The sequence below is a fragment of the Streptococcus pseudopneumoniae genome (assembly GCF_038148955.1).
Taxonomy (GTDB): Bacteria; Bacillota; Bacilli; order Lactobacillales; family Streptococcaceae; genus Streptococcus; species Streptococcus pseudopneumoniae_T.
On the sequence record NZ_JBBJZY010000005.1, the window covers coordinates 32,747 to 47,342 of the forward strand.

Consider the following 14,596-nt stretch of genomic DNA (forward strand, 5'->3'; position numbering starts at 1 on the left):
TACTAAACCAAAAGCCTCTCTTTATTTCTTCCATAAATTTAGAAATAATAGAGAGACTTGGACATAAAAATTAACTCTTATTTCTTATTGTACGTATTCTAATTCAGCTTTTTCTACCCATTCATCCAAATGTTTTCCAACAGCTTCCCAGTCAATATTTTGTGGTTTCACTTGATCAACAAATTTTTTCGTATCTTCAGGTAACTCTGTTAGGGCATCTTTATTTGCAGGAATAGATCCAAAGTTCTTACTATATTCTACTTGAATTTCTGATTGACCAAACCAATCAATAAATTCTTTAGCTAACGCTTGTTTTTTACTAGTGCTTAAAACCATAGTTTGTTCAGTTACAAATGGTACACCAATCTCAGGAGTCATAACTTTGAAAACAACATTTTGTTCTTTTTGTCCAACTAATGCACCAGAACCCCACATCATTCCATATTGTATTGGATCTTCTTTGTCTAACATCTTAACAATTGAACTTTCTCCCTTTTGAAGAGTGTATGCATTTTTCAAATATTCTTTTGCTGCTTCCCAACCTTTTTCGGAAACACCTAATTCACCTTTATCATCAAGGTATCGAACTAAGATGCTTGCTAGAATTGCCCGTCCTGTACCACCTTGAAGACCAGAAATTGAATATTTACCTTTATACTTACTACCTAATTCAGTCCAATCTTTAGGCATTTCTTTTACATCAGGCGCCCCAATTAAAACTAATGGTTGAACAATCACAGGATTATAATAATTATCTTTATCTGATAAAGATTGATCAATTTTATCTAACCATTTAGGCTTGTACTGGACTAGTAATTTTTGATCTCTAATTTTATTTGAATCAACAGCACCAATTCCAAATACCATATCTGCAACTGCATTATTCTTCTCGGCAATAACACGGTCTGCTAATTGAGCGCCAGGAATATCAACCATTTTTATATTAAAACCAGCTTCTTTTGCTTTAGCAGTTAACCAATCACCACGACCATTTGAAACTGAGTTCGAATAGATTACTAATTCTTGACTTTTATCAGCTTTTTCTTCAGATGAAGAAGCAGTCGTAGAATTTGAACCTCCAGAGCAAGCAGCAAGTGTAGTAAGAGCAACTCCCGTTGCAAGTACAGTAGACCAAACTTTCATTTTTTTCATGATAAGTTCTCCTTTTTTATTATTTTATTTAAATTTTTCGTGATATGGAACAAATTGTCTCATATCTTCAAATACAGTATAGTCAATACGGTTTACAGTAATAGTTGGAATCTTCTCTAATAAAATTTCAGTTAATTCCGCTCTAACTTTAGTAAACTCTTCTTCCTCCTCTTCGGTTAGAGGAATCCGAAGATACCCAATTGAAATATGGAATTGATATCTATCATGATTAGGGAAACGAACACCTGCTTTTTCTGAGACATAAGTACGAATTTCTTCTAATCTCTTAGCAGAAGCTTCATCTGCAGGTTCAACTAGTATGTTTTGTTTTCCCATTTCAGTCACACGCATATGAATTTCTTCATTTAACAATGGAAAAATTTCAAGTTGTTTAGCAAAGTAATCATGTATTTCCTGTAAAGGTGTATCAAGAGGAAGATTACTGCTCCAAAACTCCGTTTCACGATTTTCATGGCACAACAATTCAATTACAGTCATGTGAATAGAATTCCTTGGAGTTAAAGTAAACTTATCGATAAATGGTAATTCTCTATAACGTGATTGAATAATATCAACAACTTCCATCAAATCTTGTTTAGTATAAAGATTTGCTACAACAGTATTTCCTGGAAAATGATTAAATTCTCCATTTTCTTTGAACTTAATTTTTGTTAGGTTTTTCATATAAAGACCCTCTTTTTTATATTTGACACCGGTGTCATCATGCTTATATTATATAACGAAACCGTTTACTTTGTCAAGCGCTTTCAAACATTTTTTTAAAAAATTTATCTTTCATTAAATATGCATTTCATTAAAAGTTTAAGTAATTTTTCCAAAATACAGCACTCATATAGACAGTATCATCAATTATAGCCATTGGGATTTTTTGATTGCCAATTCCATGTATCTCTACACATGTCTTCAATCGATTTTGTTGTCCTCCAATTTAATTCCTTATATGCTTTGTCTGCATTTGCATAACAAGTTGCAACGTCTCCTGAACGTCTTGGAACTATTTTATAAGGAATAGGGATCTTATTAACACTTTCAAATGTATTTACAAGTTGTAATACACTAGTGCCTTCTCCCGAGCCTAGGTTATAGATATAAACATCTGTTTTTTCAGATACTTTTTCTAAAGCTTTTATATGTCCTATTGCTAAATCTACTACATGGATATAATCACGCACACCAGTACCATCAAGCGTATCATAATCATTTCCGAACACACTTAGCTCTGACAACTTACCTACCGCTACTTGTGCAATATAAGGCATCAAGTTGTTAGGAATTCCTGAGGGATCTTCCCCAATCAAACCAGACTCATGAGCACCAATTGGATTGAAATAACGAAGCAACGCAATACTCCATTCTGAGTCTGCCACATGAACATCTTTTAAAATTTGCTCAAGCATCACTTTCGTATACCCATAAGGATTTGTAGCACTTGTTTGCATCGTCTCAATTAGAGGTGACTGATTGTTAATTCCATATACAGTCGCACTTGAAGAAAAGACAATCTTTTTAACATTAAATTCTGACATCACTTCAACAAGTGCCAATGTACTCATAATATTATTTTTGTAGTACATCACAGGCTTTTGCACGGATTCTCCGACAGCTTTATAACCTGCAAAATGAATTGCAGCATCAATCGATTCTTGTTCAAATACCTTTCTCAATGCTTGTTTATCACAAACATCTAATTCGTAAAACACGGGACGTATTCCTGTAATTGCTTCAATACGGTCTAGCACCAAGATGCTAGAGTTCGAAAGGTTGTCGACAATGATAACTTCCTTTCCTAAATTTAGTAATTCTACTACGGTATGGCTACCAATATAACCAGCTCCGCCTGTTACCAATATTGCCATTTGGGTTTCCTCCTAATTAATTCCAACCGACTTAACAAATCTCATAAACGCTTCATGCCCAGACGGTGTATTCTTATAAACTCCTGCATCTTCCAGAACTCTCGCAAACACTTGTCCTACTTCGTGTTGAACTACGCTATTAACCTCTTCTTTATTAATGCGAGGATATTTTTCTTTCAATTGGTCGGCCCATTCTAAATGATAATCCGCAATTGCGTTATCCTCTCCTAAAAGATATTTTCCAACTTCTTCTAACTCTGGTTTCAAACGAGGTGGTAATATCGCAAGTCCCATCACTTCGATTAACCCGATATTTTCCTTTTTAATATGTTGTACATCTTGATGAGGATGGAAAACACCATCTGGGTATTGTTCAGTAGTATGATTATCTCTTAGAACAATATCTAATTCATATCTCCCGTCCACTTTACGAGCAATAGGAGTCACCGTATGGTGTGGGACATCTTCAGTCATAGCAATGATGTCTACTTCTAAATCTGAATGTTCTCTCCACTTATTTAGAATTTTAGTAGCTAAATCTAACAAGCGATTTTTATTTTCACTTTGTAACCTAATTACTGACATTGGCCATTTTACAATACCAGCATTAACATCCTCAAAGTCTTTAAAACGAAATTCACTCTCAAATTTTGCTTTTTCCATTGGGAAAATATGTTTCCCTCCCTGGTAGTGGTTATGACTAAGAATGGAGCCTCCTGAGATAGGAAGATCAGAATTTGAACCAGCAAAATATCCTGGCAAAATATCAACAATCTCCAATAATTGTTCAAATGTTTTAGAGGTAATAGCCATTGGTACATGTTGACTATTTAAAAATATCGCATGCTCATTAAAGTATGAGTAGGGAGAATACTGGAATCCCCATACTTCGTCACCAAGTTTCAACCGAATAATTCTATGATTCGAACGTGCTGGATAATTTATTCGCCCCTGATATCCTTCATTTTCCATACATAGTAAACATTTGGGATAATTAGTTGCTTTTACTAATTTTTCAGCAGCAATTGTTTTTGGATCTTTTTCGGGTTTTGACAAATTTATCGTAATCTCTAGCTCTCCGTATTTAGTTGATGCTCTAAACTCAATATTCTTAGCAATAGCAGAAGTTTTAATATAATCACTATCTTTACTTAACTTATAAAACTCTTCAACTGCTTCTTGAGGTGATATATCATATGAACTCCAAAAAATATCATTTAATCGACTAGGTAAAGGAACTATGAAATTCATTAACTCTGCTCCTAAACATTCCTTTTCCTCGATTAAATCTTTAATTTTACCGTTTTTTAAGGCGATTTCCACTAAGTAATCTTTTATTTGTTTCAGGTCATTTTCATCGGAAATGCGATCAGTTCCCTCCTCACCTATTAACGCTAGTACTCTATTTTTCACATATATTTTGTCAATTTCATTATACATTCCGTATTCAATTACTCTATCAACAAAATTATCAATAATTGTTTTCATATATTTTTCTTTCTAATTTATGTTCCCATATTTTCTATACATTATCCATTTATAAATTGATTGCGTAGTATGAGCAATTTTATCAAGGTGATGAATAATATCCAAAGCACCAATTACTTCAGAAACGTTCCCATCATCTTCAAATATGTAATTCATGATTTTCTTTTCAATATTTATACTAAGCTCTTCTATCTCATTCTGTTTTTGTATAACAACCATATCTAAACATCCAGATTGTTCCTCTCTATAACAAGATATAGCCCTATTCATATGCAGTCCGATAACTTCATGAAGTATTTTTATTTCTGAAATAATTTTCTTCAAAATTTCATTGTTTTGAATAATCTGTAGATTTTTTAAAATTTCAACAATTCTATCCCCAATACGTTCAATGTCAGTTGATATTTTTATTACACTAATAATTCTTCTTAAGTCATATGAAACGGGATGTTGTAAACAAATTAACTCATATCCTTTTTTATCAACATTTAGAACTGACTCATTTATGATTAAATCTTCTTTAATCAATTCTATTCGTTCTTCATTTGATAAATATTCAAATAACTTCTCATATTTATCAAGCACAGATACCCAAATGGTCTCTAAATTATTTGATAATTCTATAATTTCATTTTCTAAATATAACCTTAACATTTAGGTACCTCTTCTTAACAAAGTTCAATAGTAACAATTAATATTTTAAACAATATATCAAACATCAATAACTAGAATACTTGCATCATCTTTCTTTCCATAGATTGGATCAATAGCAGAAGAATTAAATCTCATCTTAATTAACTCTTCAAAAGTTTTATTTTGATTATTTTGATAGAATTCATAAAAGCCATCGCTCATTAAAACAATTTGTTCACTAGTAACATCTATTTGATTAATAATAGCATGGTCTAAAAATCTCTCATCCAACGAACCTATCCAGTACCCACTCGGTTGATTAGATAATTTTCTGATTTTTTGTAAAATAATTTTTTTATTTAAAACACTATTTGTACCAATTGAGTCTTTTATCTCATTTTTCCCTTTTTCAAATAAGTTATCTACTCTATGATCAGTTATTTCCATTTCGTTTACTAACATGACGCAGTCACCTAGCATCATATACTCCAACTTTTTTTCTGAAAGTTTAGCAAATATAAAAGCAAATGTTGGTAAGCGATAATACTCTGTTAATTCATATGAGTTTAAACCGATTTCATCTTTAACCTCGAGTAAAGCAGTTTCAAATATTTGTTTAAGAGTTTTTGATTCTTTACAATTAACCGACAAACTTTCTGATAAAATATGTACAACTTCTGAGACTGAATAACCAATCTCCTCTTTAGAATTATATAAATCTGTAGCTCCATCAATAATCCAAAAATACTGATTTTGTGAACCTACAGCATCCTCATTTTCTACGGAACTTCCTTGTATCGAACAAATTTTATTTATCTTTACCATAATACTTCAACCCTTTTAGTGTCAAAAGTAAACCAATTCCTGTCACTGTTAAGAATAGTTCCATAATCTTGTTCGAACCAGTCTTTGGTAATTTTTGTTTTACCTCTACTATTTCTTTAGATTTATTAATATGATTTTCAGTTTCTCTGCCATCTCCAACTATTTTATGGTTCACTTCTTCTATCTTATTATCTTGTTTATTGTCGATCTTGTCATTCATTTGTCTATTATCTTTACTTGAGTTAAACTCTCCTTTCTTCTGGTTACTATCAATTACATTATTTGAATTAGATTGTTTTTCATGCACATATGAACTTGTTTTAAATTTTTCCTCTTTGTTTTTTTCTTTTTCGTTTTTATCACTTAAGTTATTTGTTACAATTTTGTAAAGCCCATTCTCCGTTACAATATTGAAATTACCATCGCTATCACGTATAACTGGTTCTTTCCCATTTGCATTAGATTTGATGAATGATATATACTTACCGGATAAATTATAAAATTGGTTATTTAAAACGGTTATTTTACCCTTTGAATCCTCAATAACAATTCCTTCTTTACCACCGAATATACTATTCTCTGAGACTACTAAATTATCACTAACTCGTAATAATTCAATATTTGGTTGTTCTGTTTCCTTAGAATTATTATTAATTACATTTTTTGTTACAGTAATATCTGATACTTTTCCTAAATATTCTGCACTATCTTTTGCTACTCTAATAGCCTTTGTTTTAGGATCAGAAATATAAAATGTATTTTCAGTAATAACGACTTTCTTATTTAAATCAAGTTCATCTTTTACATTTTTATAACTAAAAGCATTTATTAAGGCTGCACCATTTTCTCTATAATGTACACTTTCTCCTTTTACTTTCTTATCAAATCTATTTCCTTTAATTAAAATATCAGTAAATCCAGTAAAACGTACACCAGAATACATCATGTTATCAAAATGATTATTTAAAATTTTAATATTAGAGGGGTTCTGTGTCGACAATGTTTGATAGTGTGTACCAATTGCTGTTACTAATTCTCCAGATTTATCACTTTTACCAAAATATGAATTTTGAATAGTAACATTTTCAGATTTTTTCCCATCATCATTCAAAGCATAAGGAAAACCTTTTCTAGTCAATGGTTCAATCTGAATACTCTCCTTACTTATAATTTGCCCATCTTTCATAGTTTTAGGTAAGGCTTGCCCAAGAAAACGAGAATTATCGACTAATACATTTTTCGAACCTGCAATTTGAATAGCATGCCCTTGATAACTATCCTTGAATGTTACATTTTTTATAGTTACGTTATTTGAATTCCCAATAGCAAATGCACCTGAAGAATTTATAAGTGGTAGATTTTTTGCTTTAGTTCCTTCTTCATTCAAAGCACCGTTCATATCAATAGTACCACCAGAATAACTAATATCTTCTGTTGGGCCCCATTCTACTTGCGCACCATCATCCGTAAATAAACCTGTCATAAAAACAATGGAAGGGTGATTCTTAATATTTATACCATTTAGAATTGTAGCTTTCTCATTCAATTCTAAGTGTGTATGACTTTTTAAAAAAACAATTTCTTTTACTAAATAAGTTCCTTCAGGAAAATATACATTTCCTCCACCTAGTCCTTTAGCTGCAGCATCTATTGTATCTTGAATTGCTTGACGATCATCATTAACCCCGTCACCTATTGCTCCATAATCTTTAACATTCAAAGCTACGTCTTCGTTCAGATTAGTACTTAAAATAGTATTCACTTCCATCCCAGAGATGTTACCCATCATAGTATCATTTGTTATATCAGGTTTATTTTGATTAATACTCACTCCTCCATTATTATCAGTACTTAAACTTGAATTGTTATCAAGACTGAGAGTATCAGAATGGGGTTCCGCAGATAATGATGTAGATGTGCTACTCAACAAAGAGTTCATTTGCATATTATCTTTAGACGAAGAAGTTTCACCAACTACTTCATTAGCTAAAACACTTTGTGTTCCAATAAATAAAACCGCTAAGAGAACTGAGCAAACTCCCACCTTAGACTTACGAATAGAGAAAACCTCATTTTGTTGAAAAGATTTCATATTAGCCTCCAATTAAAAACATTATGTCCTAATTTAATATTCATATAAATTCCATGCCAGAAAATGACACCGCTGTCATTTTCTTTATAATATATTTTTAAATCAAAATTGTCAAGGAATAACACAATAAAATATCAAAACTGTGAAAGCGTGACCATTTATATATCTAACCATACTTCTAATAATTCTTTAACCTTCCATTCAAAAGTGATTACTATCTTTCTTAGCTTGAACATAAAAATATCCTATTCACTGTATTTAAAGCATGTTGACATCTCGTAAAATACTAATTTATAAATACAAGAACAAATATCTTGTCATGCAAGCATTCGCCAGGTATATTTACATGAATATCGTTCATATAGCGGATTGAAATCAAAACAATACAATATATTTCTTAAATAGATTTTCTATAAAAGCTAGATTCAAGATCTATAAAAATAAACGCAGTTCTTCTAAAATACTGGAATAGGACATATAAATCATTGCAGACACGTGTTTTATAGATTATTTCAAAAGAATGACTAGAACATGAAAAATAGTCTCAAAACTTTGAACAATATTCTGAAAACAAAAAAGAAAGACGCGAGTTTCCACAACCTCATTCGTGGAAACTCGCGTCTTTCAAAAAATAGGGTGAATTGAAAACTAGAACAAGACACTACATTTTCTAAATGATGCCTAATAAAAATTCTAAATGCTACACCAAATTGCTCACATCTCATTTCAAACCATACAGTATATTGAAACTATAAGAGTACACCTTTGCTTCTAAAATATTGCTAGAAATTAATTTGACTATCCTGATTGATTTGTCCTGTTTTTATTTCATTTTACTATAGGACTTTCAATTGAAAACAACAGTTTTACACTCAATTAGACTTTTTAGAAACAGAATCACTATTACTTGACTGTAGTTTGTCATTTTTTTGATGAAGCTAGTACTTTTTCAGAAACTGTTTTGAAAGTCTCAATGATATAGTCCACTTCTTCATCGCTTAATTTAGTGTGAAGAGGGAGCGTAATTTCATTTTCAAAGAAGGCATAAGCCTTAGGATAGTTCGTCATATCAAAGCCAAGATTCTTATAGGCTGTCAAGAGCGGAAGTGGTTTGTAGTGTACATTACTTGCAATTCCTGCTTTAGCTAATTCTTGGATGATAAGATTGCGTTCCTCTAAGCTCGCTCCTTCTACATGGGTGATGTAGAGGTGGCGTGAAGATTCGACAATATCAGTCTTGTGTCCCAATGGATGGATACGAGAACCTGCAAAACCACGATCATAGCGATCCACGATGTCCTTACGACGTTGCAACAAACTTGGATAGCGGTCCAATTGTACCAAACCAAGGGAAGCCATGATATCTGTCATATTGCACTTGTAGGCTGGTGTGACGATATCGTATTCCCATGAGCCCAGTTGCATCTTAGCAAGGGCATCCTTAGTTTGACCATGAAGCGACAGAATCTGGAATTCCTTGTACATCTCTTCGTCGTCAATCGCTGGATTGGCTTTCCAAGTGGCACTTCCACCCTCTGCAGTTGTAAAGTTCTTAACGGCGTGGAATGAGAAGGAAGTAAAGTCAGCGATAGAACCAGCTGGTTGCCCTTTATAAGTAGATCCCAAAGCATGGGCACTATCAGAAACAATCACAATACGGTTAAAGGCTTTTTGCCACTTGCTTGAAGCAGTAAAGAGGTCACGTTTCTTTTCCACAACTTGGAACAAACGGTCATAGTCACAAACAATCCCTGCAAGCTCTACTGGGATGATTACCTTAGTCTTTTCAGTGATAGCTTGCTCCAGCAAGTCATAGTCCATCTCAAACGTATCTGCTTGGATATCCACCATGACAGGTGTTGCTCCTACGTGAGTGATGACACTACATGAAGCTGTATAAGTCATAGCTGGAACGATGACTTCATCTCCAGGACCCACTTCCAAAACACGCAAAATCAACTCAAGCGCGGCAGTTGCAGAGTTAAGACAGACAGTCTTAGGCGTCTGTGTATATTGAGACAAGCGACGCTCCAGTTCTTTTGTCTTAGGACCTGTTGTAATCCAACCAGAACGCAGGGTATCCGCTACTTCAGCAATTTCAGCTTCTGTAATATCGGGAGGTGAAAATGGAATATTGTAATTTGGCATTGATTTGCTCCTTTTATCTGTACTCATTTTCTCATGACTACTTTATTTTAGCACTTCAAACACGGTTTGAAACATGATTTTGATGTCTCCAAGGAAACTAAACTCTCGGAGATAAGAAAGGTTATAGCGCATCTTTTCAGGAAGAACATGCTCTACATAGGCTTGGTCAACTGACAGGCCTTTCTCGGTCATTTGACTGATGATAGTGTCCTCATCCTTGTAGTTGATGCTGGCTGGAGAGGTAATCCCTGCTGGCAAAAGCAAGGTTGCCATCATTTCAGGACTATACTGCTCCGTGTAGCGTGGCACTTCAGGTCGTGTACCGACAAAGGACATTTCGCCTTTAAGAACATTGACCAGTTGAGGCAGTTCGTCCAAACGCACACGGCGGATAAAATTGCCAACCTTGGTAATGCGACTATCATTAGCAGAAGTCACCAAACTTCCTTTTTTGTCCGCATCCGTCACCATGGTACGGAACTTCCAAATCTTGAACCGACGGTTATACTGGGTCACGCGCTCTTGCTTGTAAATGACTGGCCCCTTGCTATCCAACTTGATCCAAATGCTCAAGATGAGAAAGATGGGAGATGCCAGAACCAGTAAGACCAAGGCCAAAACCCAGTCCAAGCAACGCTTGAAAATCAGCGAACCCTTCCTTTTAGAGACAAGCTGGTAGTAAGACTCAACCTCGCTTGATTTCATTTCCACGGGCAAGTCTTCCCATTTCAGCATGCTGTTTCTCCTTTGTTTTTATTATACTATTTGTCAACATTTTTCATTATACCACAAAATGGAAAAGGCGGTGAAAGAAATCTGTAATTTGAAGGATTTCCTTCTTACGCTCAATGAAAATCAAAGAGTATTAGGACATGGCCCCGGCCTGCAAGCTATACATCTTGTGGTAGGTTCCACCCAGAGCCAAGAGTTCCTCATGGGTTCCACTCTCGATAATGCGCCCCTTGTCCAAAACATAGATACAGTTGGCGTCTTGGATGGTAGAAAGACGGTGAGCGATGGCAATGGTTGTCCGCCCCTGTCTCATCTTAGCCAGAGAAGCTTGAACTAAGCTTTCTGTTTCAGAGTCAATATTGGCTGTCGCTTCATCCAAAATCAGGATTTTAGGCTGACTGGCGACTGTTCTAGCAAAGGCAAGAAGCTGGCGCTGTCCAGTTGAAAAACTCGAACCACGCTCAGACACAGGGGAGTCGTAACCCTGCGGAAGTTCTTGAATAAAGGAATCTGCATCCACAAAAGCTGCCGCAGCCTGGACCTGCTCATCACTGATTTCTTGGTACATGGCGATATTGGACTTAATGGTTCCATGATAGAGGAAAGGATCCTGCAAGACCAGACCGATGTTTTTTCTCAACTCTTCCTGACTGTAGTCCCGGATGTCTACATCATCCAAGAGAACTCGCCCTGACTGGAATTCATAAAAGCGCATGAGGACATTGATAATCGAAGATTTCCCAGAACCTGTATGCCCCACAAAAGCAATGGTTTCACCCTTATTAACCGAAAAGGAAATATCATCCAGAATCGGGTGCTTGCCATCATATGAGAAACATACATGTTCAAAACGAATATTGCCTTCTTGGATTTTGGCTTGCCCATCTTTTTGAAGAGGCTCATAGGTCCTCTCATCGATTAAGGCAAAGACACGGCCTGCAGAAACCATGGACGTTTGAAGGGTTGAAAAGTTTTGCGTTACTTCAATCAAGGGATCAAAGAGGCGATTGATATACTGGATAAAGGCATACATGGTTCCTGCTGTTATTCCCAGATAAAGTCCACGATAGCCAAAGTAAGCCATCAAGACGGTATAGCCTAGGAGTTTCAGCAGACTCATGGCAGGGCGCAAAAAGAGGGCATCCAAGGCTACAGAACGGTTGGCATAGACCAAGTGTTCTTGGTTAATCTCATCAAATTCTGCCTGCAGGCGCTTCTCTTGATTAAAGGCCTGGATAATCCTAATTCCCTCTATGTTTTCAGCCAGCTTGCTATTGATATCCGACAAAAGACTTCTGGTTTTTTCGATGATTTTCACTGATTTTTTCCGATAGAGATTGACCAAAAGGAAAATCAAGGGGAGAAAGAGCAAGACTAATGCTGTCAAACGAAAATCCAATACCAACATGGTATAAAGAGTTGTCAGAAAGATGAAAACTGCTGAGATAAAGCTAGATAAAATCCCTGAAAACATATCACTGATAGTCTCAGTATCATTAGTCAAACGAGAGACGATGGAACCTGCTGGCGTCTTGTCAAAGTAAGACATACCCAGTTTTTCCATATTGTCAAAGGCATCGCGACGAATATCTCTAACAATGCTGTAGGATACCCGTGCAAAGAGAAGATTACCGACATATTGAACCAGAGTTTGTAGGATATAAAGACCATAGTAGACCAGCAAAACGGTCACAGCGAGTTGGTTGAGATTGCTGAGATACTGGTCAATAAAGTGGGAAGCGACAAGGGGAATGACACTTTTAATGACCGTCGTCGCTAGGAGAAAACTGAGTGCCAAAAAGGTCAGGAGACCGTAAGGCTTGAGATAGGACATCAAGCGCTTCAATACAGCCCATTGTTCTTGTTTATTCTGCATCTTCTTCTCCTTTTATTTCCAGCTGCTGAGACTGGTAGGTTTGGGCATACCAGCCATTCAAAGCTAGCAAGTCTTCGTGCGTACCCTGTTCGATAATTTGACCATTTTGCAGGACTAAAATCAGGTCTGCATGGACAACTGCACTGAGGCGATGAGCCGTAATAATGGTTGTCTTTTCCTTTCGCGTCTCCTTAAGATTGTCGATAATCGCATACTCTGTCTTGGCATCCACAGCTGACAAAGAATCATCCAAAATCAAAATGTCAGGGTCTAAAATCATAGCTCGACTCATGGCCAGACGCTGCTTTTGACCTCCAGAAAGACTGACTCCCTTTTCACCAATCAGTGTGTCAAATCCCTGTGGCATAGCTACAATATCTTGGTAAACTTGGGCTAGCTTAGTGGCTTCCTCTACCGCTGAAAGGGGTAAGTTAGGATTGGCAAAGCGGATATTATCTAAGATAGAGGTCGCAAAGAGAAACTGGTCCTGAGGAACATAGCCCATGAGACTGCGAAGGTCCGTCAGACGATAGTCCCGAATATCGTGACCGTTTAGATAAATAGCTCCCTTATCCACATCGTATTCACGTAAGAGGAGCTTGAGCAAGGACGTTTTCCCAGAGCCTGTCTGCCCGACCAAGCCCAGAGTTTGCCCTTTTTCTAAACTAAAGTGAATATCCGTCAGTGTTTCCTCATTTTCAAAGGCAAAGCTGTCAATAGCGTACTCCAAACGCCCATTTTCGATACCATCTAAAGGTAACTCAGGGTCTTGTACAGGTGATTCCTGATACAAAAGTTCCTCAATCCGCTGGTAGGAAACCTTCCCTCGCTGAGTAATATTAAAGAGGAAGCCGATTGCCATAAGAGGCCAAACCAGCATATCCAAGTAGCTGATAAAGGTAACTAGATTCCCAACCGTGATTTGCCCTTTCTGAACCATCAAGGAGCCGACCAAGAGCGTTAAAACATAGGAGGAACCAACAAATAAGAGAACCATAGGATCAAAGAGACTATCGTATTTCATGGTTTGCAGGTTCTTTTGGAATGTCAATTCATTGACTGCCTGAAAGGACTTGAGCTCATCCGCCTGATACCCGAAAGACTTGGTCACTTTAATACCCGATACAGACTCCTGTACCTTGTTATTGAGTTCAGAAAAGGCAGCCTGTGATTCGCCAAAAGCCTTATGTGTCTTTCTACCTAAACGACTGGTCGCATAAGCCATGAAAGGCAGGGGAAGAATGGCAACCAAAGTCATCTGCCATGAAATGCTAAAGAGCATGGTCATCAAGGTCACCAGCGCCGTGATAGAGGCATCCACGGCAGACATAACACCGCCCCCTGCCAGACGCGTTAGGGCATTGATATCGTTGGTTGCGTGCGCCATCAGGTCCCCCGTCCGATAGGTTTGATAAAAGGCTGGAGACATTTTTGTGAAATGCTCAAACAAGCGAGACCGCATAATCTGTCCCAACCTGTAGGAAGTCCCGAGGATATACATACGCCAAACATAGCGCAGATAGTACATACCAAAGGCTGCAAGAAGCAAGTAAAATAGGTCAAGAAGGAGATCATGTTGGGTTAATTGTCCCGATGTGATAGCATCAATAACCCGCCCCATAACCATGGGGGGAATTAGATTGAGGATGGAAACCAAGACCAGGGCCACAATCCCGACTAAATAACGGCGTTTTTCTAACTTGAAAAACCACCAAAGTTTTTGAATAATGGACATAAAATCCCTTTCTGATTGCAAATGGAAACCTGAGGCCA

General features: G+C 36.3%; 11 protein-coding genes. All 11 read right to left on the minus strand.

Translation table 11 applies throughout. From position 1 onward, the window contains the following. Positions 1–84 precede the first annotated feature (84 nt). The gene (locus WKI23_RS02810) at positions 85–1,152 is read right to left on the minus strand and encodes an extracellular solute-binding protein (RefSeq protein WP_000738376.1); all 1,068 of its coding nucleotides are present in this window, start codon (positions 1,150–1,152) and stop codon (positions 85–87) included. Positions 1,153–1,176: 24 nt separating this feature from the next. Next, positions 1,177–1,836: a DUF1868 domain-containing protein gene (locus WKI23_RS02815; protein WP_368078881.1), complete on the minus strand. Its 660-nt coding sequence runs from the start codon at positions 1,834–1,836 to the stop codon at positions 1,177–1,179. A 182-nt stretch (positions 1,837–2,018) separates the two neighbouring features. After that, entirely contained in the window at positions 2,019–3,029 is a 1,011-nt protein-coding gene (gene galE, locus WKI23_RS02820; RefSeq protein WP_000996560.1) for a UDP-glucose 4-epimerase GalE, read from the minus strand. Positions 3,030–3,041: 12 nt separating this feature from the next. Beyond that, positions 3,042–4,517 (minus strand): UDP-glucose--hexose-1-phosphate uridylyltransferase, encoded by a 1,476-nt coding sequence (galT, locus tag WKI23_RS02825; protein WP_368078882.1) that lies wholly within the window; start codon positions 4,515–4,517, stop codon positions 3,042–3,044. A gap of 12 nt (positions 4,518–4,529) precedes the next feature. Then, positions 4,530–5,171 carry a phosphate signaling complex PhoU family protein gene (locus WKI23_RS02830; RefSeq protein WP_000945324.1) on the minus strand — a complete coding sequence of 214 codons (642 nt, stop codon included), beginning with the start codon at positions 5,169–5,171 and terminating at the stop codon, positions 4,530–4,532. 57 nt (positions 5,172–5,228) lie between these two features. After that, a complete protein-coding gene (locus tag WKI23_RS02835) occupies positions 5,229–5,975 on the minus strand; it encodes a protein phosphatase 2C domain-containing protein (RefSeq protein WP_023935650.1) in 747 nt (248 codons plus the stop codon). Continuing rightward, entirely contained in the window at positions 5,959–8,067 is a 2,109-nt protein-coding gene (locus WKI23_RS02840) for a glycosyl hydrolase family 28-related protein (RefSeq protein WP_368078883.1), read from the minus strand. The genes WKI23_RS02835 and WKI23_RS02840 overlap by 17 nt, the downstream gene beginning before the upstream one ends. Before the next feature lie 921 nt (positions 8,068–8,988). Next, entirely contained in the window at positions 8,989–10,215 is a 1,227-nt protein-coding gene (locus tag WKI23_RS02845) for a DegT/DnrJ/EryC1/StrS aminotransferase family protein (protein ID WP_368078884.1), read from the minus strand. Positions 10,216–10,257: 42 nt separating this feature from the next. After that, on the minus strand, positions 10,258–10,950 hold the full coding sequence (locus WKI23_RS02850; protein WP_368078885.1) for a sugar transferase: 693 nt from the start codon (positions 10,948–10,950) through the stop codon (positions 10,258–10,260). 130 nt (positions 10,951–11,080) lie between these two features. Next, a complete protein-coding gene (locus WKI23_RS02855; RefSeq protein ID WP_368078886.1) occupies positions 11,081–12,823 on the minus strand; it encodes an ABC transporter ATP-binding protein in 1,743 nt (580 codons plus the stop codon). Continuing rightward, the gene (locus WKI23_RS02860; protein WP_368078887.1) at positions 12,813–14,558 is read right to left on the minus strand and encodes an ABC transporter ATP-binding protein; all 1,746 of its coding nucleotides are present in this window, start codon (positions 14,556–14,558) and stop codon (positions 12,813–12,815) included. Before WKI23_RS02860 ends, WKI23_RS02855 begins: the two co-directional genes overlap by 11 nt. Between the last annotated feature and the right edge of the window lie 38 nt (positions 14,559–14,596).

Coding starts and splice junctions, on each gene's coding strand:
- WKI23_RS02810 (WP_000738376.1), bottom strand. CDS start 1,152: ATGAAAAAAATGAAAGTTTGGTCTACTGTACTTGCAACGGGAGTTGCT.
- WKI23_RS02815 (WP_368078881.1), bottom strand. CDS start 1,836: ATGAAAAACCTAACAAAAATTAAGTTCAAAGAAAATGGAGAATTTAAT.
- galE (WP_000996560.1), bottom strand. CDS start 3,029: ATGGCAATATTGGTAACAGGCGGAGCTGGTTATATTGGTAGCCATACC.
- galT (WP_368078882.1), bottom strand. CDS start 4,517: ATGAAAACAATTATTGATAATTTTGTTGATAGAGTAATTGAATACGGA.
- WKI23_RS02830 (WP_000945324.1), bottom strand. CDS start 5,171: ATGTTAAGGTTATATTTAGAAAATGAAATTATAGAATTATCAAATAAT.
- WKI23_RS02835 (WP_023935650.1), bottom strand. CDS start 5,975: ATGGTAAAGATAAATAAAATTTGTTCGATACAAGGAAGTTCCGTAGAA.
- WKI23_RS02840 (WP_368078883.1), bottom strand. CDS start 8,067: ATGAAATCTTTTCAACAAAATGAGGTTTTCTCTATTCGTAAGTCTAAG.
- WKI23_RS02845 (WP_368078884.1), bottom strand. CDS start 10,215: ATGCCAAATTACAATATTCCATTTTCACCTCCCGATATTACAGAAGCT.
- WKI23_RS02850 (WP_368078885.1), bottom strand. CDS start 10,950: ATGCTGAAATGGGAAGACTTGCCCGTGGAAATGAAATCAAGCGAGGTT.
- WKI23_RS02855 (WP_368078886.1), bottom strand. CDS start 12,823: ATGCAGAATAAACAAGAACAATGGGCTGTATTGAAGCGCTTGATGTCC.
- WKI23_RS02860 (WP_368078887.1), bottom strand. CDS start 14,558: ATGTCCATTATTCAAAAACTTTGGTGGTTTTTCAAGTTAGAAAAACGC.